The sequence below is a fragment of the Actinobacillus pleuropneumoniae genome, assembly GCF_003290385.1.
GTDB lineage: Bacteria > Pseudomonadota > Gammaproteobacteria > Enterobacterales > Pasteurellaceae > Actinobacillus > Actinobacillus lignieresii.
The window spans coordinates 703,263-730,240 of record NZ_CP030753.1; the positions used below are offsets into that span (position 1 = coordinate 703,263).

A 26,978-nucleotide genomic window follows, 5' to 3' on the forward strand; every position below is an offset into this window, starting at 1 on the left:
TCTGACCGCTTTTTTATATGATAAAGATGATTGCTTTACAGGATTTTTAGTTAGGAATAGCAGATGAATATTGATGTTAAGTCACAACTTGCCGAGTTTAATACGAAACAACGTCACGATTTTTCCCAAGAAGACGCTTTTGAACTGATTTATCAACGCAGTGATTTTTATGACGAATTACTTGTTAGCTTGTGGCGTCAGTTCGGTTTTGAGAAACGTAGCGATATGGCATTGATCGCGGTCGGAGGATACGGCAGACGAGAAATGTTCCCGCTTTCCGACGTAGATATATTGGTGCTAACGGAACAGAGTGTCGATGAGGAAACCGCGGAAAAACTTAACGCATTATTTAATGCATTGTGGGATTGTAAATTACAAGTCGGTGCGAGTATTCGTACGCTTTTCGAATCCCTAGATATCGGTCGCGAAGAAATTTCGGTGGCAACCAATATTTATGAAGGGCGTTTTCTAACCGGTAATAAAAAATTATGGACGGCATTAGTCGAGCAAATTTATCAAGCCGACTATTGGCCGATAGAAGCTTTTTTTCAAGCTAAAATCGAAGAAAAGAATGAACGTTACGCCCGTTATCATAATACCAGCTATAACTTAGAGCCGGATCTCAAACATAACCCGGGCGGACTGCGTGATCTGCATTTGGTTTCTTGGATCTTTTTACGTCATTTCGGAACCTACTCCTTCGAAAGCCTATTGAATAAAGGCATTTTATTTGCGGAAGAGTTTAAGGAATTGAATAGCGCGCAAGCGGTATTATTCCGTATGCGTTTTGCCTTACATCTGCAGCTCAAGCGTTACGACAATCGCCTACGCTTTGATCGCCAATTGCAATTGAGCGAGTTGCTTGGTTATCAAGGCGAAGGAAATCAGCCGGTCGAAGCGATGATGAAATCGTATTTCCAAGCGACTCAAACGATTTCTCAATTAAGTCAATTATTACTGAACAGTTTTGAGCAACAAGTATTACGACCGCAAAATAATTTGGAAAAACAACCGCTTGATCAATATTTTTATCTACAAGGATCGGAAATTTATTGCCAAGATCGTAGATGCTTTACTCACACGCCGGCATCAATTTTGGATTTATTCTTTTATTTAACGCAATATCCCGATGCGAAAGCAAGTGCAACGATGTTAAGACATCTGCGTTTGTCATTACATAAACTCGGGCAACCGTTAAGCGAATTACCTGAAGCAAGAACACGTTTTATTCGTTTATTGGAACAACCGAATGTAGTTAAAAAGGCGATCGTACCTATGCACCAATTAGGCGTATTAACCGCCTATTTGCCGCAGTGGCGACATATTGTCGGCTTAATGCAGTTTGATTTGTTCCATATCTATACGGTAGATGAGCATACGATTCGCGTGATGCTAAAAATCGAAAGTTTTTTAGATGCGGAAACAACGGAACAACATCCGCTTTGTTGCCAATATTTTACCGCTTGTCAGCATAAACCGTTACTTTATTTAGCCGCATTATTCCACGATATAGCGAAAGGGCGAGAAGGCGATCATGCAGAAGTCGGCGCATTAGATATGGAACAATTTGCGCTACAACACGGTTTTGATCCGATGCAGGTTGCGAAAATGGTGTGGTTGGTACGCGAGCATTTAACTATGTCGATTACCGCACAACGCCGCGATATTCATGATCCGTTTGTGATTAAAGCCTTTGCCGAAAAGGTAGAAAATCAGACCGCTTTATCGGATTTGATGTGTTTAACCGTCGCCGATATTTGTGCGACTAACGAAACGCTTTGGAACGATTGGAAGCGGTCGCTTTTCGCTCAACTTTTTCAATTTACCAATCAGCAACTGACGAAATCGCTTGATTACCGTAAAGAAGCCGAAACGAACCGCCAACAAGCATTGGAATTGATTAAATTTGCCTTAAAACCGGATGAACGAACCCGCTTGCAGCAATTCTGGCAAGTCTGTCCGGACAGTTATTTTTTACGCCATAAACCGAAACAATTGGTTTGGCACGCGTTAGCTTATCTTAAACAACGGATAATGCCATTAGTGCTGGTAAGTAACGAATATGCCAGAGGCGCAACCGAAATTTTTATTTATTGCGAGGATCAAGCCCAGCTTTTTTTACGAATCGCACAGATATTAAGCCAGAAAAAAGTCAGTATTCATGACGCACAAATTATTACCAGTCAAAACGGGTTGGTTTTAGATAGTTTTATTGTGACGGAATTAAACGGTAAACCGCTTGAGGAAATGCGTTGCGAGCAAATTAAGCAATCGCTAGAGAAAGTATTGAATACAAGTGAGCCGAAAGTATGTAACTTGGAACGCAAGCCGGTAAAACATCAATCGTTCAAACGCCAAACCAAAGTGAGATTTTTAGCGGATTCTCAGCAAAATCGAACCGCTTTCGAATTGTTTACGCTTGACCGCGAGGGATTGTTAGCTCGGGTGAGCAGTGTGTTTAATCAATTGGGTTTAAATTTAGTCAATGCGAAAATTACCACGATTGGCGAAAGAGTGGAAGACTTTTTTGTGGTCACGACACAACAACATCAGGCATTGGACGATAAGGCTCAGAAAGCATTGAAATCGGCATTGTTAGACGAATTGTCGGAGTAGTGTAGAGGGCGTAACGCCCTCTAATTTAAGTATTAAGATTGGGTTTTAAGCAAACCGGACGAACCTTCGGAATAATCGCGAGGTTGATTACCGTTAGTATTTTCAACATTATGCGTAATTTGCGGTTGTTTAAAAAATTCCGCTTGTTTTGCTTCCGGCACCAGTTTTTCCGAACCGTTTGCTAAATGCGTATAAAGTTTTTTATAGTCTTCGGCAAGCGTTGAAAGCAGTGCGGCGGATTGTTCGAAATGTTGCTCAAGCTGTTGTTTTTGCTCCTCAACTTTTTCTTTTGTCGCTTTAAGCTCGGTTTCAAGTTGAATATGCTGTTTTACATTACCTTTAAGTACTCGAACAATTGCACATCCTACAACAATGCCGACAAAAAATGCCGCTCCAATCGCAAGCCATACATCAGGTGTCCATTGTTCCATAGTAGAATCCTCTTGGTTGTGAAAATTGACCTTTTGTACCATGTTAATTTAAGTAATAGAAGCGTTTCGGACGATAAAATTTTGAAAATTTGAGCTTTCCGACATTTTTCAGATTTAATGCAAAAAAACTTAGCTTTTTAGATAAAATATCTGTATAATCCTCACACCCTGTTTTGTTTGGATTTTCCCGCCGAACAAGTTTGGTCAGATTTTGACTCGAAGGGGTCGGATTCTACCGTCATATAGGTAATTCGCTTATTGATAAGCGGATTGGGTTATAACTAAAAATATTGGTATTTAATTAATGAAAACTTTTGTAGCAAAACCAGAAACAGTAAAACGTGACTGGTACGTAGTAGATGCGACAGGTAAAACTTTAGGTCGTTTAGCTACTGAATTAGCACGCCGTTTACGCGGTAAACATAAAGCTGAATATACTCCGCACGTAGATACAGGTGATTACATCATCGTTATCAATGCAGAGAAAGTAGCGGTAACTGGCAAAAAAGAAACCGATAAAATCTACTACTGGCACACTGGCTACGTAGGTGGCATCAAAGATGCAACCTTCAAAGAAATGATTGCACGCCGTCCGGAAGCAGTGATCGAGATCGCAGTTAAAGGTATGTTACCAAAAGGTCCTTTAGGCCGTGAAATGTTCCGTAAATTAAAAGTTTACGCAGGTAACGAACACAACCACGCTGCACAACAACCACAAGTTTTAGACATCTAATCACGGAGCATCGAAAATGACAGCAGCAAATCAAAACTACGGCACAGGTCGCCGCAAAAGCTCTTCAGCTCGTGTATTTATCAAACCGGGCAATGGTAACATTACCATTAACCAACGTTCTTTAGACGTTTACTTCGGTCGTGAAACTTCACGCATGGTAGTTCGTCAGCCGTTAGAATTAGTTGAGTTATTAGATAAATTAGATTTATACATCACTGTTAAAGGTGGTGGTATTTCTGGTCAAGCAGGTGCGATCCGTCACGGTATCACACGTGCATTAATGGAATACGACGAAACTTTACGCCCTGCATTACGTGCAGCTGGCTTCGTTACACGTGACGCACGTCGCGTTGAACGTAAAAAAGTGGGTTTACACAAAGCACGTCGTCGTCCACAATACTCAAAACGTTAATTTCGAGTATTATCGATATACGAAAGTATTATCAGCAGAAGGCAGGATTATTCCTGCCTTTTCTGTTTTTATCGTCTGACAAGTGCTAAAATAAGCTAAATTTTTAACCAAGGTATTTTTTATGTTAGCCATTATTTCTCCTGCAAAAACATTAGATTTTGAAACGCCCGCACTTAATTTCCCATTTGCAAATTCTCAACCGAAATTAACCGCTTATAGCCAACAACTGATTGATATCTGTAAACAATTCTCGCCGGCGGAATTAGGTTCTTTAATGTCTATTAGCGATAAACTCGCGAGTCTGAATGTAGCCCGTTTTGCCGAATGGCAATTAGAACATAACGAACAAAATTCTAAAGCGGCTTTATTTGCGTTTAAAGGCGATGTTTATACCGGGCTGGATGCGGAAACCCTTACTCAAGCACAAGTAGAATATGCACAGGTTCATTTACGTATGCTATCTGGCTTATATGGATTACTCAAACCGCTGGATTTAATGCAGCCATACCGCTTAGAAATGGGAACGAAGTTAGTTAATCCGAAAGGCAAAGATCTTTATGCGTTTTGGGGCGATATTATTACTCAACATTTACAAACGGCGATGGATGAACAAGGCGATAATATCTTAGTGAACCTTGCTTCTGACGAGTATTACGGTGCGGTGAAGCCACAAAAACTACAGGCAACCATTATTAAACCGGTATTCTTAGATGAGAAAAACGGCAAGTTTAAGCAAATCAGTTTTTATGCGAAAAAAGCGCGCGGTATGATGGTACGTTTTATTTTAGAAACGCAGCCGACTAGCGTGGAACAATTAAAAGCCTTTAATTACGGCGGCTATTGGTTTGATGAAGATGCTTCCGGCGCAACGGAATTGGTCTTTAAACGTGAGGAGCAAGCGTAATGCGTTGGCTTTTTCTTGCAGGATTTTCACTGTTTTTAACCGCTTGCGGCTTAACGCAAAAACAATTCGATTTGCCTGAAAAAGTGGATTTTCAAGGCAAATCCTATGTGAAGGTAACGGATAATCTTATCGATGAAATGCGACAGTTACTTTATTTACCGTCTGATGGAAAACAAGATCCCGAACATTGGAATACGGGAATATTATTCTTTTTAGATCAAAACTCGCAGGGTAACACGTTACAGCAACGTGTCGAACTTCGCCAAGCGGCTTTTGCTCAGCAAAATAATACGCAATCTAAAATTCGCATTGAGAATCAAGAGCTACGTAGCGAAGTGATTTATCCGCCGACAGAACGGTTTAACGACGTATTGCTTGAGGTTTCCCGAGGTAGAAATTTGCAATGCGGCTACGGGCAGATTCAATATTTGGACAAGCGGTCTGTTTTGACAAAAAAAGAACGAAATTCAACCGCTTACCAAGCTTCATTGCTTCAATTGGCACAGCAACTTGCGGCAATGCCGTGGTTAGTCACGTGTAAATAAACCGAATAGGGTATAAGGGAGGTGTATGGAACAGCAATATATAAAACTAGTAAAACGAGCGGCAAATTTAGCGATTACCATTGCTTGCGTATTAATTGTTATCAAAATGTTTGCATGGTGGAAAACCGGCTCAATTTCGATTTTAGCGGCGGTAACCGATTCGGTTGTCGATTTATTAGCCTCGATCACTAATATTTTAGTGTTACGTTTTGCGCTTTTGCCGGCGGATGAAAACCATACTTTCGGGCATGGTAAAGCGGAATCCTTGGCTGCGATTGCGCAAAGTGCGTTTATCGGCGGTTCGGCGGTGTTTCTAGTGCTGCAAGGCGTGCATAAATTGATGCATCCGCATTTTATTAACGGATCTGAAATCGGGATAATTGTCAGTCTGATTTCGATTGTTTTTACCGCCGGGTTAGTTTGGTACCAAAAGCGGGTGGTTGCATTAACTAAAAGTCCGGCGATTGCGGCGGATTCGCTCCATTATCAAACCGATTTATTAATGAATGCGGCGATTTTAGCGGCAATGTTGCTTAATTTATACGGTTTTGTGTATGCCGATGCGATTTTTGCCATCGGAATTGCACTGTATATCAGTCTTAATGCGCTAAAAATGTTTTGGGAAGCGGTACAAGTGCTGCTGGATAAAGCGTTACCGCAAGAAGAGATTGATCAAATTATCGAATTGGCGGCAAAACACGAACGAATTATCGGTATTCATGATTTACTGACACGTCAAGTGGGAGCCGTGCGTTTTATCCAACTTCATTTGGAATTAGCCGATAATCTCACTTTAATTGAAGCGCATGATATTACCGATTCGTTGGAACAAAAAATTCTGGCGATTTTTCCGCGTTCGGAAATTATTATTCATCAAGAACCGACCTCAATTGTTCAGCAAGAGCTTAAATTAGGGCAAGTAAAAGATTATGTACCAAGTTATCGCTAATTTCAGTTATCAAAATTTTGAAAGCGATCCTGTCACGTTTATTAGTCAAATTGTTAATCAATGGCGTTTTAACGGGCAAATTATCGGGCGTGAATTTGCGGTGACTTACCATCAAAATCCGCAGGCACATTTCCAAGTACGAGTTTCAACTCCGGAGCAAACCAGTCTAATGTCGGAATGGAATAGTGCGGAAGTCAATGAGGCATTATTACAAGCGGAAGAAAACGGCGTAGAGTTTGAATCGTTTGAAGTTGTCGGTAGAGATTACCAAGCGGAGCAAACCAGTGAACAAGAACAACCGGCATTCCAAATTCTCTACACGACGCATTTAGATAGTTGTTCACCAGTGTATAACGGAGAGGATTTCGGTGCGATTGCGCTATACAAAGCCACCAAACAACAGCAACAGCTTGGCGAGCAGCTGATTAAGTGGCAAGAAAATTGGCAAGCCTGCGATCAGCTACAAATGAACGGCGAAACTTTGGAACAGCAGGCACTGGCGCAAATCAGCGAAGTAGATAGCGAACTTTCCCAAACGGGAATAGATCTTTGCCGGCAGCTTGAAGCGATGAATGGGGTGCCGACTTTTTATTATTTATATCGTTTAGGTAACGATTTATCCGCAGAACATCAACGTAAATGCCCTAAATGTGGCGGAGAATGGAAATTAGCACAACCGTTACATCAAATATTCCATTTTAAGTGTGATAAATGTCGTTTAATTTCTAATTTAAGTTGGGAAATTCAATAAAGATATAACTTTTAGATCTATAAAATGAAGAAGTTGTATTGAAACGATAAGGCGAGAGTTATATGCTCGCCTTTCTTTTTTATTGTGTGGAGGTTCGGATGACTATCCTTAATCTAGCGGTGTTTACCGCATTATTATACCTACTTTCCTTACTGTATAAACATACGCAAAAGCTAGGGCAAACCGTATTTATCGGCTTATTACTTGGATTGGTAAGCGGTGCGATTTTGCAAAATTTTTACCAAAAAGCTGAAATTGATGCGACATTGGAATGGATCAATTTAGTCGGTAACGGCTATGTACGTTTGTTACAAATGATCGTAATGCCGTTAGTGTTTATTTCGATTTTATCGGCAATTACCCGTCTAAAGCAAGCCGGTTCACTTGGAAAAATCAGCTTTAGTGTACTATCGGTTTTATTGGTTACTACTGCAATTGCGGCGGCAATCGGTATTGCGATGGTGTATTTATTCGATTTATCGGCGGAAGGATTAGTTGCCGGCGAGAGAGAATTAGCTGCCCAAGGCAAAGTAGCGGGGCGTGCGGAGCAAGTATCAAACTTATCCGTCCCGGCGATGTTGCTCTCTTTTATTCCGAAAAATCCGTTCTTAGAATTAACCGGTGCAAACCCGACTTCAATTATTAGTACGGTAATTTTCTCGGCATTTTTAGGCGTAGCGGCATTAAGTTTGGCTAAAGAAGATGCGGCATTAGGCGAACGTATTGCCAGCGGTGTGGATACGTTAAATAAACTGATTATGCGTTTAGTCCGCTTTGTGATTCGTTTAACCCCTTACGGCGTATTTGCATTAATGGTAAAAATGGCGGCCACCTCAAAATGGGCGGATATTGTCAATTTAGGCAGCTTTATTGTGGCGTCTTACTTAGCAATCGCTTTGATGTTTTTGGTACACGGCATTTTACTTTTTGTCGCAAAAGTGAATCCGTTCGAGTATTACAAGAAAGTTTTACCGACACTTAGTTTTGCGTTTACTTCTCGCTCAAGTGCGGCGACTTTACCGTTAAATATTGAAACGCAAACGGATAAATTAGGTAATAACAATGTGATCGCCAATTTCTCAGCAACCTTCGGCGCAACTATCGGGCAAAACGGCTGTGCGGGGATTTATCCGGCAATGCTAGCGGTAATGGTCGCACCGACCGTAGGCATTGACCCGTTTAGCTTAGGCTACGTTGTCACGTTAATTTTGGTTGTGGCGATTTCTTCATTTGGTATTGCTGGTGTAGGCGGTGGTGCGACCTTTGCTGCAATCGTGGTGCTTTCGACCTTAAATTTACCGATTGAATTAGTTGGTCTATTGATTTCGGTCGAACCGTTAATTGATATGGGCCGTACTGCATTAAATGTAAACTGCTCAATGGTGGCGGGTACGTTAAGCAACAAGTGGCTTAATCGAGCGTAACAAGCGGTGATTTTTGGCAAATTTTTTACGAAATTTGACCGCTTGCAGCAGAAAATAGAAAAGGGGCATTAGCCCCTTTTTTGTTGCTATAGTCGAATAGTTTATTCCACCCAGCTAATTACATCTTCAGCCGGTTTACGGTATTTTTTGGTAATCGGTTTTGCACGATAACCAAAAGTCACCATACAAGAAACGCCGTATTCGTTAGCGTCAAACAAGCCTTCTTTCGCTAAGATTTTGTTTACCGCATCATAGTTAAAGCCTTCAATCGGGCAAGAGTCAATCCCAATCATCGCCGCACCGGTCATCATATTTCCAAGTGCGATATAAGTTTGTTTTGAACACCAATCGAATAAGCTACGCTCACTTTCTAACACTTTAATATCATCGGTTTGGAACGATTTATAACGAGCAATAGTCGCTTCCATTTGTTCCGGCGTTAAGCCACGTTTAGATAATCCTTGACGGAAGAAATCCGAATCGTAGCGCGCATTTTTCTTTGCAAGAATGATGACTAAATGGCTCATTTCGTGCATCGGGTGTTTAATTCCCCAAGAAACCGGTGCAATTTTTTCACGAATCGCTTCGTTTTGCAGCACAATAAATTTCCATGGTTCGGAACCGACCGAGCTTGGAGATAATCGCCCGAGTTCCAAAATATATTCCATATCCTCACGGCTGATTTTTTTAGCCGGGTCATAGCTACGACAAGCGGCACGAAAGCTAAATGCGTCTAATACGTCTTGTTTTGCGATATGTGACATAGTTTCCTCATCATATTGTAAATAAGCACTGCGATAATACGCTTTTCTCAACTATTAAGCTAATGCTTCATAAAAGCAAATCACCAAACTTTGTTTTATTTCTAATTTTTGCAAAAAAACTCCAAAAATAAACCGCTTGTATAGATAAATCATTCAAATTAATTGTTTTTGTGAAACCTTAAAAATCAACACTTTAGCCTAACTTTACATTTACTTTCTTCAGGCAAAGTATTATCATCACAATAATTTTTCATCAATATATTTAGAGGATAGGTAATGCAACACCTAAAAGAATTAACAGAGAAAGCGAGAAATGCTTTAGATGCCTTAGATCAAGGTTTAGATGCGTTAGAAGAGTTCCGTGTTGAATATTTCGGTAAGAAAGGTCATTTTACTGCGTTAATGCAAGAATTACGCAATGTGGCGGCGGAAGAACGTCCGGCTATCGGTGCGAAAATCAATGAAGCGAAGCAAGCGATTCTTGATATTTTAAATGCGAAAAAAGAAGCATGGGAACAAGAAGCATTAAATGCAAAATTAGCGGCAGAAAGTATTGACGTATCATTACCGGGTCGTAAAACCGAATTAGGTGGTTTACATCCAGTCTCAATTACGATTGAACGTGTCGTAAAATTCTTCTCTGAATTAGGTTTTACCGTGGCAAGTGGTCCGGAAATCGAAACGGATTACTATAACTTTGATGCGTTAAATATTCCTGCTTACCACCCGGCACGTGCGGATCACGATACGTTCTGGTTCGATGCGCAACGTTTATTACGTACACAAACATCAGGCGTACAAATTCGTACCATGGAAAATATGCAGCTGCCAATCCGTATTGTGGCACCGGGTCGTGTATATCGTAACGACTACGACCAAACACACACACCGATGTTCCATCAAATCGAGTTGCTTTATGTGGACAAAAAGGCCAACTTTACCGAGTTAAAAGGTTTGATTCACGATTTCTTAAAAGCGTTTTTCGAAGAAGATTTACAAGTGCGTTTCCGTCCGTCATTCTTCCCGTTCACAGAGCCTTCGGCTGAAGTGGACGTAATGCGTCAAAACGGTAAATGGTTAGAAGTATTAGGTTGCGGTATGGTGCATCCTAACGTATTACGCAACGTAGGTATCGATCCGGAAGAATACAGTGGTTTTGCGGTAGGTATGGGCGTTGAGCGTTTAACGATGTTACGATACAACGTAACGGACTTACGTTCGTTCTTTGAAAATGACTTACGTTTCTTAAAACAATTTAAATAATAGTTAGCTACGGAAATTCACTGAATACACGGGAATGACAAGCGGTCAAAATTAAGTGGAATTTTGCAAATTCCGTGTAAGAAAATAGAGGATATAAAATGAAATTTAATGAATCTTGGTTGCGTGAGTGGGTAAATCCTGCAGTATCAACAGAGCAATTATGCGACCAAATCACCATGTTAGGTTTAGAAGTCGATGATGTTGAGCCGGTTGCCGGCGCATTTAGCGGTGTGGTTGTCGGTGAAGTGGTTGAATGTGCTCAACACCCGGATGCGGATAAATTACGTGTCACTAAAGTTAATGTTGGTGGCGATCGCTTATTAGATATCGTATGCGGTGCGCCAAACTGTCGTCAGGGCTTAAAAGTGGCGTGTGCAACGGAAGGCGCGGTATTACCGGGCGATTTTAAAATTAAGAAAACTAAATTACGTGGCCAACCGTCAGAAGGTATGCTTTGTTCATATTCTGAATTAAGTATCAAAGAAGATCATAGCGGTATCATCGAATTACCGGCGGATGCGCCAATTGGTAAAGATTTTCGTGAATATTTAGATTTAAATGATGTGGCTATCGAAATCAGCTTAACGCCAAACCGTGCGGACTGTTTAAGTATTGCCGGTATTGCACGTGAAGTAGGTGTAATTAACCGAGCGGAAGTGAAAGCACCGGTGATTTCAGAGGTACCCGCAACGATTGCGGATAAAGTAGCCGTAGAATTACAAGCACCGGAAGCTTGCCCTCGTTATCTTGCTCGTGTGGTGAAAAATGTAAACGTAAAAGCAACTTCGCCATTATGGTTACAAGAAAAATTACGCCGTTGCGGTATTCGTTCGATTGACCCGATTGTCGATATTACTAACTTAAGCCTGTTAGAACTTGGTCAACCTATGCACGCTTTCGATGCGTCTAAAATTGACGGTGCTATCCAAGTACGTATGGCAAAAGAGGGTGAGGAATTAGTTTTATTAGACGGTACAACCGCAAAATTACAGCCAAATACTTTAGTCATTGCCGATAGCAAAGGCGCATTAGCAATGGCGGGTATCTTTGGCGGCGAAGCAAGCGGTGTAAATGAAAATACGACTGACGTAGTATTAGAATCCGCATTCTTTGCGCCGTTAGCGATTACCGGTCGTGCACGTCAATACGGTTTACACACCGATGCGTCGCACCGTTTTGAACGTGGTGTTGATCCGCAATTAGCACGTGATGCGATGGAACGTGCAACTGCATTATTACTTGAAATTTGTGGCGGTGAAGCGGGTGAAATCGTAGAAGCAGTAAGTGAACAACATTTACCAAAACGTAATACGGTTACCTTACGTCGTAGCAAATTAGATGCGGTAATCGGTCATCACATTGAAGATGAAACGGTAACCGATATTTTAACTCGCTTAGGTTTAAACGTAATCTTTGCAAATGATAGTTGGACTGCAGTAGCTCCAAGCTGGCGTTTCGATATTGAGATCGAAGAAGATCTTATCGAAGAGGTTGCACGTATCTACGGTTATAACAGTATTCCGAATAATTCTCCGCTTGCGCACTTAACGATGAAAGGCACACCGGAGAAATTATTAGAAGTAAACCGTATTCGTACTGCATTAGTGGATAGCGACTATCAAGAAGTGGTGACATACAGCTTTGTTGATCCGAAAAAACAAGCATTATTGCATCCGAATCAAGAAGCGTTAATTTTACCTAACCCGATTTCAAGCGAAATGTCGGCAATGCGTTTATCACTTTTAACCGGTTTATTAGATACGATTGCTTACAACCAAAGCCGTCAGCAAACACGTGTTCGTATTTTTGAAGGCGGTTTACGCTTTATTCCGGATGCGGCGGCAGAATCCGGTATTCGTCAAGAACTCGTATTCGGCGCGGCAATTGTCGGTGATAAACGTCCGGTACATTGGGAAAGTAAAGGCGAAGCGGTAGATTTCTTCGACTTAAAAGGCGATATGGAGCGCGTATTGTCTCTAACTTCGGCTCGCCATGATTTAAAATTTGTGGCAAAACAATTCCCTGCATTACATCCGGGACAATCTGCAGCGATTATGTTAGACGGTAAAGAAATCGGCTTTATCGGTTCCGTTCATCCGTCAATCGTGCAAAAACTCGGCATCAAAGGTAAACCGGTGGTATTTGAAATTCTCGGTGATGCGATTGCAAATCGTCCGGTTCCTGCGGCAAAAGAAATTTCTAAATTCCCTGCGAATAACCGTGACATTGCGGTTGTGGTAGATGAAAATGTACCTGCCGGAGATGTATTGGATGCGTGCCGTCACGCCGGCGGTGTAAAATTAGTTGCAGTAAACTTATTTGACGTTTATCGTGGTGCGAATTTAGCGGCAGGTAAGAAAAGTTTAGCAATCAGTTTAACGGTTCAAGACACGGAAAAAACGCTTGAGGAAGAAGAAATTTCGACTGTAATTCAAGCGGTCTTAGCAGAATTGGCACAACGTTTCCAAGCATATCTAAGAGATTAGATTTAAGGATTATTTTTATGGCACTCACTAAAATTGAACTCGCAGAAAGCCTCGTTGAAAAATGCGGCTTTGATAAACGTATCGCCAAGCTCTTTGTAGAGCAATTTTTTGAGGAGATTCGAAGTTCTTTGGAAAAAGGCGAAGAAGTTAAATTATCCGGTTTCGGTAATTTCTCGTTACGAGAGAAAAATGCACGTCCGGGTAGAAATCCGAAGACTGGTGAAACGGTTGCGGTTACCGCTCGTCGAGTGGTCGTCTTTAAGCCCGGTCAAAAGCTTAGAGATAGAGTTGAAAATGTAAAAGTGAAGGCATAAATAAGACATTCCATAGCCTCTATTGGGGCTTATGGAATGTTTTTTATAGGTAACCTTATATGATTAAATTCAGTCAAAAATATTTACCGCTGGCGGCGGTTATGTCTTGTGCCGTATTATTAACCGCTTGTTCAAATGATATTAGCGTTTCAGGTCCGATTAAAGCGAGGGCGGGGATTTTTCGTACCCATCACAGCACTTTATCCGATCCGATAATGGCGATTAGTAGCTTGAGCGAACAGCAACATGAATGGAAGGGAACACGCTATCGTTTAGGCGGTAACAGTAAGGCGGGTATTGATTGTTCCGGCTTTATGCAAGTGACTTTCCGAGATTTATTCGGGATTGATTTGCCAAGAACGACTTCCGAGCAAGCGGAAGAAGGAACACGAATCGACCGTGAAGAAATTAAAACCGGTGATTTGGTGTTTTTCAAAACCGGACGAGGACCTAACGGAAAGCATGTCGGTGTGTACGTGAAAAACGGACAATTTTTACATGCTTCAACAAAAGGCGGGGTAATTTATTCGGATATGAATTCCCCGTATTGGTCGAGAACATTTTGGCAAGCACGCCGTTTATAATGATTTAATGTGAAGTAGTTCACATTTTTAAGAAAAAGAAGCAAATTATTGAAAGTAATGCTTGCAAAGTTTAATAAATTGACATATTCTATACAAACTTAATAAAAAGTGTTGTGTACAGCAACCGATTTCATAAATTTGCTTTCCGAGTAGCCCCTAAGTTGAGGGGCTTTTTTTATGCCGTTTTGTTGCAAGCGGTCAAATTTTTAATTTATTTTGTTGAGTGCAGTAAAAAGCTCCTTAACTGATCTGACCCCAAAAAGTTAGACTGTTTAATTTAAGGACTGAGTTCTGTATTGTACAGGGCTGAGTCCTTTTAATTTCACTTGAATACGCTCATTGTTGTAATAATGAATGTACTCGTGAATCACTTTCTCAAGTTGTTCGAAAGTTTCAAATCGCTTACCAAAGTAACATTCCGTTTTCAATCGCCCAAAGAAACTTTCCATTGCCCCATTATCCAAGCAATTCGCTTTTCTCGACATACTTTGTTTAATATGATGTTTTCTCAGCATGTCTTGATAGTCTGCCATCTGATATTGCCAACCTTGGTCGGAATGTAAAATCGGTTTAGCGTCCTTAGGCAGTTTTGCGACCGCTTGCTTTAGCATCCGCATCACTTGCTCAAAGTCAGGGCTTCTTGCTAAATCATAAGCAAGAATTTCACTATTAAACAAGTCCTTAATAGGCGATAAATAGAGCTTACCTTCCGCACATTTAAACTCGGTGATATCCGTGACGAGCTTTTCATTTGGCGCCGTTGCGTGAAAATCCCGTTGCAATACATTCTCGGCAATTTTACCCACTTCACCTTGATAAGAACGATATTTCCTCTGCTTACATTTCCCTTTTAAATCAAGCTGTTGCATTATCCTTTGAATACGCTTATGGTTAATCGCACCCAAAAAATCACGTAACTTTAACGTAATACGACGATAGCCGTAATTGCCATCATTATCTTGATAAATCTCAATCACTTTCTGCCTAATCACTGCATTTTTATCGATTTTAGGCGGTAAGTGATAAAAGAGCGTACTACGTTTTAAACCAGTCAAAGGGAGGAGGATTTCTAAGGGAAAATCCACTCTCAACGTTTTTACGATGGCTGCTTTAGCCGCATTTTTTGTTGGTTGAACTCCCGCAACTTTTTTAGGTAAGCATTCTCCGCTTCCAGCTCTAAAATACGATAACGTAAGCGTTCTTCTTCAGTTTTAGGTGGAGGAGGCATTTTGGGGTATTTCGGTTTCATTGTCGGACGACCTTTGGGCTTGGGTAATAAGCCGTTTATACCTTGTTCTTCAAAGATGTGCAACCATTGGCTAATCGAACCTGAATTAGCAATGCCAAAATGAAGGGAGGCGCTTTCCGCAGAAAATTGCCCCTTTTTGACCGCTTGTATGACGGTTAATTTGAATTCGGGGGAATATTTTTGCTTCTTACCTATCACCGCTAGCCCATTGATTCCGTTATGATTAAATTGAGCAATCCATCGAGTTAAGGTTTTCTTGGATAATTGAAAATGTCGTTGAGTGAATAAACGGTTTTTGTCATTTTGAAGATAAAACTCGATGACTTGTTGTTTGAATAGCGAGTTATATTTAGTCATAAAAAATCTGCACCTTAATCCGTTGGAGGTTTAGTCCAACTTTTGGGGGGCAGATCAAACGGAGCTTCTGTCTTATTTATTAAAATATTGTAATAACGGTTCGGGATTTTGAATATACGGCGTGAGATCTCTAGTGTACGGGTGTCCGATATAAGGAATCTGCCCGAGCAGAGGAGCATCAATTTTTTTACTCAATAATTCAATGAGTTCCGCATAATGTCTTAATCCCGGATTGACTCTATTCGCAATCCATCCAACTAATTTAACCCCTTGTTGCTTAATCGCTTGTGCCGTCAGTAACGTGTGATTGACACATCCTTCCTTGATCCCGACAACCAGTATAACCGGCATATTATTTTCTTTTACCCAATCGGCAAAACTTAAGTCTTTATTAATCGGCGTAAGCCAACCGTGCGTACCTTCTACGACAATATTAGTGTATTTTTGTTGTAAACGGTCGAGGTCATTATTTAATTTTTCTTCTTGAATATGATGAACCGCATCTAATGCCGCAAAAACTGGCGTGCTGGAATGAATAAAGGTATAACTGTTAATTTCTCGATATTCCACCGGTAAAGGGCAGCTATCGAGAATGGTTATAACATCAGGATTATCTTCACTGGCATAATCGACTTGATTTTGTTCTGTAGGTAACGAATCGTCGCCACCGCAAGCAATAGGCTTATAGCCTACCGCTTGGACATGATGCAGTGTGAGCGTTTGTAAAATTGCACGAGTGGCGGTTGTTTTTCCTACATTGGTATCCGTACCGGTAATAAATAATGAAGGCATATGCTATTCTCTAACAAAAAAGTTACAAAATTGCCTATATTTTAACGGATTTTTTAAGGCTGAATGATGTCCTTGATCAAATTACCTTCATAAATTCCTTGTTTTATCGCCGAACAAGCAATCAGCGGGTCGTTCCACGCATATTGACTGGAAACTAAATCTACAGAGTTGTCAATGAGTAAATTCTTGCCCAATTTAGCTTGTATTTGTTCAAACAATTTATGTTTTATTTGTAACAACGGTGAATTCAACATAATTTTCTCGGTAGAGAAAATATTGATAAGATTCATTAATACATAGGCTAAGTTATCACTGATATGGGATAATATCCGTAACGCTTCGGGATTATTCGATTCCACCTGTTCACATAAAAATTGAATTTTTTCATTTTGATGCTCTAAATTATTCGGCAAATATTTATCAATTAAGCGAATAATTGCCGAGAATGTAATTTGATTTTTTAATTGATATTTTTCAATATCATTACAATCGATAGCGGTAGTTTCATCGCTTAACGTACTGAATTTAGGCATAAGCATCTTATCTACATTCATTTTGGATTGCTGATGCAATAAGGTTCCTCTTAATAATACGCTTAAATTCACCGAATCGTCTAATTGTAGGAAAATTACGTTGTCATTACTAATCAAACTGCCTAATGTGGATTCGGTAAACAGCCATAATTGAAAATGCTCGTTAAGTAGAATCGGTCGCTCAAAATGGTTTTGTAACGTAGTAACAATTGGGCAATGTAATTCGGTTTGTCCTAATTGAATAATTTCCGTTTTATTTGCATTAATCCGTCCGATTACACTGACGGAAACGGCTAAAATACGATGTTCCTCCAGGGGAGAATGCCAGAAAAAGTCTTTTAAGCAGAGAAGAGTATGCTCGGCGAGTATCGGATAATCCGTTTCAAGCAGAGGATATTCTTTGGATTGAATCGGTTTGCCATTTAATTCGCAAAGTGAAATTTCAATTTTCTCGGGAGAAACGGTAAAACAAAGCAATTGCCAAAAGAAATTAGACACCGAAAGACCGACGGCGGGACGTCCTCTAGACGTATTATTTTGTACGGAACGTTCTAAAATAAATTTATGGTCGATAAGCGATTTGGTCAGATTCGTAATGGAAGCGGGCGCAAAACCGGATAATTTTGCAAGATCCGTACGCGAAATTAATTCGAATTGTTCAACAAGGCGATAAATTGTGCCTAAGTGTTGGGTTTTATTATCAGAAATCATAGTATAATCCTTAAATAGACCAAAGATAAAATCAGGTCAAAAAATTTAATTTAAACACTCCATACGATAATTATTTTGCTTCAATATTGGGGAATCACAACTGTTTTATGTTAATTCTGTGAATTAGCTCACAGAATTAATTTATCTTTTAAAAAAATTGGTGAGAAAGAGAATAAAAATGAATCAAATCATTCACTATCATTGGATTGATACGGACGAAAAATTAAAAACGGTTTGCGAGAACGCTTGTCGGAAATCGGCAGTGGCATTGGATACCGAATTTATTCGAACCCGTTCGTATTATCCGAAACTTGGTCTTATTCAGCTTTTTGACGGCGATACTGTCAGTTTGATTGATCCTAATCCAATCTCCGATTTCTCTCCGTTTATCGGTTTATTGACGTGTCAAAACGTCGTAAAAGTATTACACGCTTGCAGTGAAGATTTAGAGGTTTTCCAGCACCTTTTCAAACAGTTGCCTACACCTTTGGCTGATACGCAAATCATGGCAGGATTTGCAGGGGGCGGCATTTCGCTAGGTTTTGCTAAACTTGTCGCGCATTATTTAAATGTCGAGCTGGATAAAGGCGCCTCCAGAACGGACTGGCTCGCACGACCATTAACGGAAGAACAATTACAATACGCAGCGGCGGATGTATGGTATTTGTTACCGGTTTATCAACGCTTGGTTTCGGATCTGGATGCGACACGTTGGCAAAATGCCGTTGAACAGGAATGTCGATATTTATTAAGTAAAAGAGAATCCGTCGCAAATATTGCTCAAGCGTATAAAGATATTTCAAACGCATGGCGTTTAGAACCTCAGCAACTGGCTATATTAAAAGTACTGGCGAAATGGCGAATAGAAGAAGCGGAAAAACGAGATTTAGCATTAAATTTCGTCGTGAAAGAAAATTGTTTATTTGAAATAGCTAAATTGCAACCGAAACATACTTCGCAATTATTGGAATTTATGCATCCGAACGAAGTACGTATTCATGGTAAAAAATTGTTAATGCTCGTTGAACAGGGGTTAGCCGTATTACCGGAAAACTATCCTGAAAAAATTATACGTTTAGTAGATCAGGCAAACTATAAATATAAATTGAAGGCGATGCAGCAAAAATTAGCGGAAATTCAACCGCCTGATTTAGCACCCGAGTTATTAGCCAGTAAACGGCAATTAAATCAACTTTTCAGTTGGCATCAACAAGGGCAAAATGAGGATAAACTACCGGAACTACTGAGCGGATGGCGTCGAGAGTTCGGTTTACAAATTCTTTCGGTTTTGTGACCTTTCTTCAACCAACATCATTAGACCGAATAAGATAAAACTTGTAGAATTAAATATTAGTAAAAAAACTGGGAAGACAGGCAAATGGAACATAAAAAACTACCTAAAGCACTAGATGCTATTGACTTAAAAATCTTAAATGAGCTACAACGTAACGGAAAAATCTCTAATATTGAACTTTCTAAACGTGTCGGTTTATCGCCGACACCTTGTTTAGAACGAGTAAAGCGTTTAGAAAAGCAGAATGTGATTATGGGATACCGTGCATTACTGAATCCGGAATTGCTTGAAGCACCGCTATTAGTGATTGTGGAAATTACCTTAGTCAGAGGTAAGCCGGACGTATTTGAGGAATTTAATCGTGCCGTTCAACAATTGGATGAAATTCAAGAATGTCATTTGGTTTCGGGTGATTTCGATTATTTACTCAAAACAAGGGTAGCGGATATGGCGGCTTATCGAAAACTTTTAGGTACGACTTTACTGCGATTACCCGGTGTGAACGATACGCGAACCTATGTCGTAATGGAAGAAGTGAAACAAACCAATTATCTGTTATTAAAATAAGGAGTTAATCGGTGATTGAACGATTAAAACCGCGATTAAAGGGTAAAGAGAATTTAATCAATCTGATGTTTATCTTACTGGGATTACTCGGATTATATTTAATCGTGGCATGGGCAAGCTATAGCCCGCTGGATAACGCTTGGAGTGTCGGAAGCAGCGTGACGGAACTGGAAGTATTAAATAAGACGGGGGCTTTAGGCGCTTGGTCTATTGATTTACTTTATACTTTTTTAGGGAAAGTTGCCTTTATTGTACCGTTTGCTTTACTCGGCATCGCCGCATATTCTCTTATATTGGGATTAGCTAAAGAATGGACGTGGAAACGTTTGCTATTCCGAGCCGTTAGCTTTCTATTACTTATAGCCGGTTTAGCCGGACTGTCTGGTGTGATTTTTTCAAATAGTGCTTATTATGTATCCGGCGGTTTTATCGGCGGAATGATTCAGACGTTATTAACGGATGTTATCGGACAATTCGGCGCATTATTCGTTGCGATGATCTTTACCGCAGTAGGTTTTTATTTCTGTTCCGGACAATTATTACTGCCGCTATTAGCTCGATTTTATGACTGGATTGTAGCAAAAGATAAAGCTAAAACGGTAAATGATAATACAGTGACGGAATTGCAACAAAATGACGAAAACCAACCGCTTGTTGATAACGAATCGTTAAAGCATTCTTCTGTTGCAAATGAAAATACGGAACAGGAGCAATTAACCGATCTTTCGTTATTCAATAGACCGAATATTAGCGGATTACATAAAGAGCAAGAAATATCTGAAGATGCTTTAACTAATCCCGCTATGTTTAAGGTGGAAAAAGAATTAGAGTTACCGAAAATTAATATGCAAGGGCAAGAGTTTTCTGTTGAATTAGCGACAAATTCAGCGGAGGAGTATGTTGCCGACCTAGACTCGCCGACTTTACCGAAAGTTCGCTTAAATGTATCGTTAGCGGATAATTCCTATGAAGAACCTGCGGTTAACCATGTCGAAACAAGCGAATCTCCGGAAGAAGACATCACAACCGAATTACAAGATCCAACGGTAATGCCTGCTTTTGTACAGGAAGTTAAACCAACCGTTCGTTTGCAATCGATAGAAGAAACCGTTTTCAAGCAAACGGAAGAAACCGAAACGGATTACGAGGCGGAACTAGCCAGAGAATTTGAACAGGCCGAACAAATGCGTCTGGCACAAATGGAACAGCGAGCTAAAGCGCAAGGACTGGAGCAAGCGTTTGAGCAAATTATCAATAGCAAATCTGAAGTTGTCGTGCCAACGGTAAAAATGGCGAATGAATCGGAAAATGCGCTGTCCGTATCCTCGAATAAATCTCCCGACTATCCGAAAGGATACGGTAATACGTTGATACACCCGTTATTACAGCGAAGCCATAGCGTTGAAAAACCGACCACGCCGTTACCGACCTTAGATTTATTGGATGAAGCGCCACGCCAAACGCAGCAAATTACCGAGCATGAGATTGTTGAAACCTCTCATCGTTTAGAAAGTGCGTTAGCCAATTATGGGGTGAAAGCAACGGTCGAAGACGTATTGGTCGGTCCGGTTGTTACTCGTTATGAAATTAAACCGGCTGCTGGTGTAAAAGCGGCGAAAGTAGTCGGATTAGCCAGCGACCTTGCCCGTGAATTAATGTTCAAAGCGATTCGTATTACGGAAGTAGTGCCGGGTAAACCTTATATGGGGATTGAAACGCCGAATAAGCAACGTGAAACGGTTTGGCTTCGTGACGTATTAAACAGCGATGCGTTTAAACACAGTAAGGCAACATTACCGATGGCACTCGGTAAAGATATTAGCGGCGAGCCGATCGTTGTCGATATGGCGAAAATGCCGCATTTGTTGGTTGCAGGGCAAACCGGCGGCGGTAAATCGGTCGGTGTCAATACTATGATCTTGAGTTTATTGTTTAAACTCTCGCCGGAACAAGTACGTTTTATTATGATCGACCCGAAAGTAGTCGAGCTTTCCATTTATAACGATATTCCGCATTTATTAACGCCGGTCGTTACCGATATGAAAAAAGCGGCAAATGCGTTACGTTGGGCAGTGGAAGAAATGGAACGCCGTTATTTATTAATCAGTCATTTAAACGTGCGTAATATCGAAGGTTATAACGATAAAATCGAACAAGCGGCGGCAATGAACTTTCCGATTCCCGATCCGACTTGGCGTCCGGGAGATTCAATGGATCAACTGCCGCCGGCGTTAGAAAAACTCAGCTATATCGTACTGATTGTGGATGAGTTCGCCGATTTAATGATGTCTGCCGGCAAAGAAGCGGAAGAGTACATTATGCGTATAGCGCAAAAAGCACGAGCGGTCGGAATTCACTTAATTCTTGCAACGCAGCGTCCATCAACCGACGTAATTACCGGCGTGATTAAAGCGAATATTCCGAGCCGTATCGCCTTTACCGTCGCAAGCCAAATCGACTCGCGTACCATTTTGGATGTCGGCGGTGCGGAAGCGTTGCTAGGGCGCGGCGATATGTTGTATTCCGGTGCGGGGAGTCCGGATATTATTCGTATTCACGGTGCATTTATGAGTGATGCGGATGTGCAACGAGTGGCGGATAACTGGCGTGCAAGAGGTAAACCGCAATATTTGGAAAGCATTGTCGCTTCCGTCGAAGAAAGCGAAGGCACTAGTCGTGCAGACAGCGGTGCGGACGTAGATCCTCTTTTTGACGAAATCGTCGAGTTCGTAATTGAAAGCGGCGTAACTTCGATTAGCGGTATTCAGCGCCGTTTCTCGCTCGGTTTTAACCGAGCGGCACGTATCGTTGATCAAATGGAAGCCCAAGGCATTATTTCCGAACAAGGTAAAAACGGAAAGCGTGAAATTTTAGCCAGATAAATAGCGACATTGTCACGTTATTTTTATAAAGCAAGCGGTTGAATTTTTCCCTAAATTTGCAAACTTTAAGGAAAATTCGACCGCTCTTTTATTGCCGACTAAAACAAATCAATTACTTGTAGGATATAGATTGATATTCGTATAAAATTAATACCGTATTTTTACTTTAATTAAGGAAAGCAATATGCGTTTAGATAACGAAAGAGAAAGTTCGAATGTGGAAGATCGCCGCGGGCAATCCGGTTATGGTGCTCGTCGTGGCGGCGGACGAGCCAAAGGCGGAATTTTAGGTTTTATTATCGTATTGGTCGGCGCTTATTATGGGGTCGATTTAACCGGCTTAATGGGTTATAGCGATTCATCGTCTTATCCGCAACAGCAAACGACTCAGATGCAAACTTCTGCGGAAGAAGAAGCGCTAAATACGATTGCCCGTAAAGTGTTATATACTACGGAACGTATTTGGGGCGATTATTTTAAACAAAACGGTTTGACTTACAGGGAGCCTAAATTAGTGCTTTATCGAGGCGTTACGCATACGGCTTGCGGAACGGGTCAATCTGCGATGGGGCCGTTTTATTGTCCGGCGGATCAAAAAGTTTATCTCGATTTATCCTTTTATGACGATATGAAATCACAATTAAAAGCATCGGGCGATTTCGCATTTGCCTATGTAATTGCGCATGAAGTCGGACATCACGTACAAAATTTATTAGGGATTAGCGAACAAACGCAACGAGCGCAACAAACCGCTCGCAATCAAGCGGCGGCTAATAAAATTTCCGTGAATGTAGAGCTTCAAGCCGACTGTTTTGCGGGAGTTTGGGGTTATCAAATTCAAAAAGAAGGCAAATTGGATGCCGGTGACGTAGAGGAGGCTTTCGTTGCCTCACAAGCCGTAGGCGATGATCGCTTACAGAAACGCTCTCAAGGTTATGTCGTTCCCGATAGTTTTACTCACGGTTCATCCGCAGAACGCTTAACTTGGTTCCGCAAAGGGCTACAATCGGGTAATCCTGCCGTTTGTAATACTTTTACAAGCCGTTAATTCAGATAAATTGTTTTGTACTAGTAAAATAGTTCAAAACAATTTGACATACTTCTCTAATTCATCTACTTTAGTTCCACCCTTATTAATTTTGCCTATAATTTAAAACAAGAGAGCACACAATGTCTTATAAAAATGATGATCTTCGTATTACGAATATTGAACAACTTTTACCGCCGGTTGCGCTATTGGAACGTTTTCCCGCAAGTGATATTGCCGCCGAAACCGTAGAAAAAGCACGTAAAGCCATTCATAAAATTATTCACGGTGCGGACGACCGTTTATTGGTGGTGATCGGACCTTGTTCCATCCATGATCCTAAAGCGGCGCTAGAGTATGCACAACGTATAAAAACAATTCGTGCGAATCCTAAGATTAATCAAAACCTTGAAGTGGTAATGCGCGTTTATTTTGAAAAACCGCGCACGACCGTCGGTTGGAAAGGGTTAATCAATGATCCTTATCTTAACGAAACTTACGCGTTAAACGACGGTTTACGTATCGCTCGTAAAGTATTATCGGATATTAACGATTTAACCGTACCGGCGGCAGGCGAATTTTTAGATATGATCACACCGCAATATATGGCGGACTTTATGAGTTGGGGTGCAATCGGCGCACGCACGACCGAATCGCAAGTTCATCGTGAATTAGCATCCGGTTTATCTTGTGCGGTCGGCTTTAAAAATGCGACAAACGGCGGTGTAAAAATCGCATTAGATGCAATCGGTGCGGCGGAAGCTCCGCATCATTTCTTATCAGTCACCAAATTCGGACATTCCGCAATTGTTTCTACGGCAGGTAATCCGGATTGCCATATCATTTTACGCGGCGGTGATAAAGGGACGAACTATGATGCCGAATCGGTCGCCAAAGTATGTGCGGATATCGAGAAATCCGGTCGCCGACCGCACGTAATGATTGATTTCAGTCATGCCAACAGCCAAAAACAATTTAAACGTCAGATGGACGTTTGTGCGGACGTATGCCGACAAATTGCAAGCGGTTCGGAACTAATTTCCGGTGTGATGATTGAAAGTCATTTAGTGGAAGGTCGCCAAGAATTAGGTGACGGTAATTTAGCGCATTTGGTTTACGGACAAAGTGTAACGGATGCCTGTATCGGTTGGGAAGATAGCGAAAAAGCGTTGTTTGCCTTGGCTGATGCGGTTGAACAACGCCGCAAACATATTTAATTCAGTAAATTTATCAAAACACGGAAATAGAGGGTTTTACAAAATTCTTTGTAAAATTGACCGCTTATTTCCGTGTTTTCTGTCGTTTTAAGGTAATAAATTCATGAACAACACCATTCTTGCTATTGATACAGCTACGGAAGCCTGTTCGGTAGCGTTACAACATAACGGAAAACTAACTTCATTAGATGAGTTAAGTCCGAGAACACACACACAACGTATTTTGCCGATGATTGACGAATTATTGGCACAAGCGAATATTTCCATTAAACAAGTGGATGCGCTCGTATTTGGTCGAGGCCCGGGAAGTTTTACCGGTGTACGAGTCGGAGTAGGAATCGCTCAAGGGCTTGCAATGGGAGCAAATCTACCCGTAGTACCGATTTCCAACTTATTGGCTATGGCACAAGCCGCTTATGAGCAAACGGGTGCAACAAATGTCGTTGCACTGATTGATGCTCGTATGAACGAGATTTACTTTGCTCAATATGAAAGAGTGGGGCAAATTTGGCAAGAAATGGTAACCGAGCAAGTATGTTCTCCGGAATCCGCAATTAACCAAATTCAACTTAAAGCAAATACCGTCGTCGTCGGTACCGGTTGGGCGGCATATTCACAATTTGCAGAGGCAAAACTCCCCCTTTCAATCAGTGATATTACCTTACCTTCGGCAAAATCAATGCTTAAATTGGCAGAACTGGAATTAGAGCAGGGTAAAGCGCTATCCGCGCTACAAATAGAACCCGTCTATTTGCGTAATGAAGTCACTTGGGAAAAATTGCCTCACAAACGATAAATCGTTTTACTTATTCTTTTGTATAAAAATACAAAAAATATGAGAAAGGTACGCATAAAAAAACGTACCTTTTTTATTTTGTAAGATCCTACAAAACCCTCTCCGATAATAAATTCCTCCGTATATTCCTGCTTACAAGCACGTAAATAGCATTAATCCGTACATATATTGAGCAAATGCTCACATTTAAGCGTATAATTTAACCATTGTCATACCTAAATTGGAGTGTAATGCGGATCTTGGAGTGAGTGTTTTTAGTTTGCTTATCTTTGTAAATAGATCGTTACGCTCCATTTTGATGAGCAAACGCTCACTTATTATTTAACTGAAAGACGGAATAAAGACTTAAATACAGGAAATAAAAACAGAGGAAAAGAAAGATAAAGAAAAAGCGGTTGTTTTCGTAAAAATTTTTGTAAAAACAACCGTTTATAAATTAGATTAGAGTTTATTGAGTTTTTGTTTGTAATGATAACGACATACGGAAAGATATTTATCATTTCCGCCGATTTGAATTTGGTCTCCGTCGGCGACCGCTTCACCTTTTTCGTTCATACGAATCACAAAATGCGCTTTTCGACCGCAATCGCAAATCGTTTTAAGTTCTTGCAGTTCGTCCGCCCATGCCAATAGGTATTGACTGCCTTCAAAAAGTTCGGCTTGGAAATCGGTACGTAAACCATAACAAAGCACCGGAATCTTAAGTTTATCCACCACGTCGGTTAATTGATAGACCTGCGCTTTGGTCAGAAATTGGGCTTCGTCAATTAAGATACAGTGTAACGTTTCTGTTTGATGAGCCAGTTCGATTTCGTTAAATAAATTAGTGTCCGACTGAAACAATAATGCTTCTTGTGAAATTCCGATACGAGAACTGACTTTACCGATGCCGTAACGATCATCAATCGCTGCGGTATAAACCAACGTATTCATACCTCGCTCTTGGTAATTATAAGAGGATTGAAGCAGGGTGGTTGATTTGCCCGCATTCATTGAAGAGTAATAGAAATAGAGTTTTGCCATAATGTTATACAAATAAAAAACGGCTAATGCAAATTAGCCGTTCTATTGAAAAGGAACAATTATACGTTATCGATTTGACCTAAAAGCGAACGTAAACGATCTTGGAAACTTTGTTGCTCGGATTTTAATTGTTCGTATTCTTGGCGTAATGTTTCTTTTTCTTGCTCTACGGTAGTATTTTTTTCTTTTAATTCTTCCACTTCTAATTGGAGTAATTGAATGGTTTCCACCGCTTGTTTAATTTTTTCTTCAAGTTGGTCAAGAATTGGTAATGACATAATTGGTTCCCTCTTAAAAACAGATATGTAAAGTGTAAGAATTATAACTCAATTAGGTGTTGATTTCATTGAAAAG

General features: G+C 40.7%; 25 protein-coding genes. 18 read left to right on the top strand and 7 right to left on the bottom strand.

Features of this window, described 5'->3' with window-relative positions:
* The first annotated feature begins 63 nt into the window (after positions 1-63).
* A complete protein-coding gene (gene glnD, locus DRF63_RS03255) occupies positions 64-2,616 on the top strand; it encodes a bifunctional uridylyltransferase/uridylyl-removing protein GlnD (RefSeq protein ID WP_005596845.1) in 2,553 nt (850 codons plus the stop codon).
* 32 nt (positions 2,617-2,648) lie between these two features.
* On the opposite strand, the gene DRF63_RS03260 is transcribed toward glnD, so the two are convergent.
* Complete coding sequence (locus tag DRF63_RS03260; protein ID WP_005596846.1) at positions 2,649-3,047, bottom strand: Z-ring associated ZapG family protein; 399 nt, start codon at positions 3,045-3,047, stop codon at positions 2,649-2,651.
* A 304-nt stretch (positions 3,048-3,351) separates the two neighbouring features.
* On the opposite strand from DRF63_RS03260, the gene rplM reads away from it, so the two are divergent.
* From rplM to DRF63_RS03295, 7 genes are all read left to right on the top strand, one after another.
* Positions 3,352-3,780, top strand: a complete 429-nt coding sequence (gene rplM / locus DRF63_RS03265; RefSeq protein ID WP_005596850.1) for a 50S ribosomal protein L13 — start codon at positions 3,352-3,354, stop codon at positions 3,778-3,780.
* A 16-nt stretch (positions 3,781-3,796) separates the two neighbouring features.
* Positions 3,797-4,192 carry a 30S ribosomal protein S9 gene (gene rpsI, locus DRF63_RS03270; protein ID WP_005596852.1) on the top strand — a complete coding sequence of 132 codons (396 nt, stop codon included), beginning with the start codon at positions 3,797-3,799 and terminating at the stop codon, positions 4,190-4,192.
* 121 nt (positions 4,193-4,313) lie between these two features.
* Positions 4,314-5,096 (top strand): peroxide stress protein YaaA, encoded by a 783-nt coding sequence (yaaA, locus tag DRF63_RS03275; protein WP_005596854.1) that lies wholly within the window; start codon positions 4,314-4,316, stop codon positions 5,094-5,096.
* A complete protein-coding gene (locus DRF63_RS03280) occupies positions 5,096-5,641 on the top strand; it encodes a hypothetical protein (protein WP_005596856.1) in 546 nt (181 codons plus the stop codon). Before yaaA ends, DRF63_RS03280 begins: the two co-directional genes overlap by 1 nt.
* 25 nt (positions 5,642-5,666) lie before the next feature.
* The gene (locus DRF63_RS03285) at positions 5,667-6,590 is read left to right on the top strand and encodes a cation diffusion facilitator family transporter (RefSeq protein ID WP_005596858.1); all 924 of its coding nucleotides are present in this window, start codon (positions 5,667-5,669) and stop codon (positions 6,588-6,590) included.
* A complete protein-coding gene (locus DRF63_RS03290) occupies positions 6,571-7,341 on the top strand; it encodes a Zn-ribbon-containing protein (protein ID WP_005596859.1) in 771 nt (256 codons plus the stop codon). Before DRF63_RS03285 ends, DRF63_RS03290 begins: the two co-directional genes overlap by 20 nt.
* Before the next feature lie 98 nt (positions 7,342-7,439).
* Complete coding sequence (locus DRF63_RS03295) at positions 7,440-8,765, top strand: L-cystine transporter (RefSeq protein WP_005596860.1); 1,326 nt, start codon at positions 7,440-7,442, stop codon at positions 8,763-8,765.
* 101 nt (positions 8,766-8,866) lie between these two features.
* On the opposite strand, the gene DRF63_RS03300 is transcribed toward DRF63_RS03295, so the two are convergent.
* The gene (locus DRF63_RS03300; protein ID WP_043991785.1) at positions 8,867-9,529 is read right to left on the bottom strand and encodes an NAD(P)H-dependent oxidoreductase; all 663 of its coding nucleotides are present in this window, start codon (positions 9,527-9,529) and stop codon (positions 8,867-8,869) included.
* Positions 9,530-9,805: 276 nt separating this feature from the next.
* Here DRF63_RS03300 and pheS point away from each other — a divergent pair, with 276 nt between their 5' ends.
* The 4 genes from pheS (at position 9,806) to DRF63_RS03320 (ending at position 14,176) form a co-directional block, all read left to right on the top strand.
* Positions 9,806-10,792, top strand: coding sequence for a phenylalanine--tRNA ligase subunit alpha (gene pheS, locus DRF63_RS03305; RefSeq protein ID WP_005596862.1), 987 nt, complete (start codon positions 9,806-9,808; stop codon positions 10,790-10,792).
* 98 nt (positions 10,793-10,890) lie between these two features.
* On the top strand, positions 10,891-13,278 hold the full coding sequence (pheT, locus tag DRF63_RS03310) for a phenylalanine--tRNA ligase subunit beta (protein ID WP_005596863.1): 2,388 nt from the start codon (positions 10,891-10,893) through the stop codon (positions 13,276-13,278).
* A gap of 17 nt (positions 13,279-13,295) precedes the next feature.
* Positions 13,296-13,592, top strand: coding sequence for an integration host factor subunit alpha (locus tag DRF63_RS03315; RefSeq protein ID WP_005596864.1), 297 nt, complete (start codon positions 13,296-13,298; stop codon positions 13,590-13,592).
* A 59-nt stretch (positions 13,593-13,651) separates the two neighbouring features.
* Positions 13,652-14,176: an NlpC/P60 family protein gene (locus tag DRF63_RS03320; protein ID WP_005596865.1), complete on the top strand. Its 525-nt coding sequence runs from the start codon at positions 13,652-13,654 to the stop codon at positions 14,174-14,176.
* Positions 14,177-14,448: 272 nt separating this feature from the next.
* Here DRF63_RS03320 and DRF63_RS03325 read toward each other — a convergent pair.
* The 3 genes from DRF63_RS03325 to DRF63_RS03335 all read right to left on the bottom strand — a co-directional run bounded on the left by DRF63_RS03325 (position 14,449) and on the right by DRF63_RS03335 (position 17,818).
* Positions 14,449-15,782 (bottom strand): IS3-like element ISApl3 family transposase gene (locus DRF63_RS03325; protein WP_108744151.1). Its coding sequence is split into 2 segments (ribosomal slippage): positions 14,449-15,329 and positions 15,329-15,782, totalling 1,335 coding nucleotides; the frame shifts between segments, so codons are not numbered across the junction.
* 72 nt (positions 15,783-15,854) lie between these two features.
* Entirely contained in the window at positions 15,855-16,574 is a 720-nt protein-coding gene (bioD, locus tag DRF63_RS03330) for a dethiobiotin synthase (protein ID WP_005596872.1), read from the bottom strand.
* Positions 16,575-16,627: 53 nt separating this feature from the next.
* Entirely contained in the window at positions 16,628-17,818 is a 1,191-nt protein-coding gene (locus tag DRF63_RS03335) for an ROK family protein (protein WP_005596873.1), read from the bottom strand.
* A gap of 178 nt (positions 17,819-17,996) precedes the next feature.
* Between DRF63_RS03335 and rnd the strand changes: the two genes are divergently transcribed.
* The 6 genes from rnd to tsaB all read left to right on the top strand — a co-directional run bounded on the left by rnd (position 17,997) and on the right by tsaB (position 25,601).
* Complete coding sequence (gene rnd / locus DRF63_RS03340; protein WP_005596875.1) at positions 17,997-19,112, top strand: ribonuclease D; 1,116 nt, start codon at positions 17,997-17,999, stop codon at positions 19,110-19,112.
* A gap of 84 nt (positions 19,113-19,196) precedes the next feature.
* Positions 19,197-19,679 carry a leucine-responsive transcriptional regulator Lrp gene (gene lrp, locus DRF63_RS03345; RefSeq protein ID WP_005596879.1) on the top strand — a complete coding sequence of 161 codons (483 nt, stop codon included), beginning with the start codon at positions 19,197-19,199 and terminating at the stop codon, positions 19,677-19,679.
* 11 nt (positions 19,680-19,690) lie between these two features.
* On the top strand, positions 19,691-22,561 hold the full coding sequence (locus tag DRF63_RS03350; protein ID WP_005596881.1) for an FtsK/SpoIIIE family DNA translocase: 2,871 nt from the start codon (positions 19,691-19,693) through the stop codon (positions 22,559-22,561).
* Between the two features lie 184 nt (positions 22,562-22,745).
* A complete protein-coding gene (gene ypfJ, locus DRF63_RS03355; RefSeq protein ID WP_005596883.1) occupies positions 22,746-23,609 on the top strand; it encodes a KPN_02809 family neutral zinc metallopeptidase in 864 nt (287 codons plus the stop codon).
* 122 nt (positions 23,610-23,731) lie between these two features.
* A complete protein-coding gene (aroG, locus tag DRF63_RS03360) occupies positions 23,732-24,805 on the top strand; it encodes a 3-deoxy-7-phosphoheptulonate synthase AroG (protein WP_005596886.1) in 1,074 nt (357 codons plus the stop codon).
* Between the two features lie 103 nt (positions 24,806-24,908).
* Positions 24,909-25,601 carry a tRNA (adenosine(37)-N6)-threonylcarbamoyltransferase complex dimerization subunit type 1 TsaB gene (gene tsaB / locus DRF63_RS03365; protein WP_005596888.1) on the top strand — a complete coding sequence of 231 codons (693 nt, stop codon included), beginning with the start codon at positions 24,909-24,911 and terminating at the stop codon, positions 25,599-25,601.
* 441 nt (positions 25,602-26,042) lie between these two features.
* On the opposite strand, the gene DRF63_RS03370 is transcribed toward tsaB, so the two are convergent.
* Both DRF63_RS03370 and zapB read right to left on the bottom strand, forming a co-directional pair.
* On the bottom strand, positions 26,043-26,624 hold the full coding sequence (locus tag DRF63_RS03370) for a thymidine kinase (protein ID WP_005596891.1): 582 nt from the start codon (positions 26,622-26,624) through the stop codon (positions 26,043-26,045).
* A 59-nt stretch (positions 26,625-26,683) separates the two neighbouring features.
* Entirely contained in the window at positions 26,684-26,902 is a 219-nt protein-coding gene (zapB, locus tag DRF63_RS03375) for a cell division protein ZapB (protein ID WP_005596893.1), read from the bottom strand.
* Between the last annotated feature and the right edge of the window lie 76 nt (positions 26,903-26,978).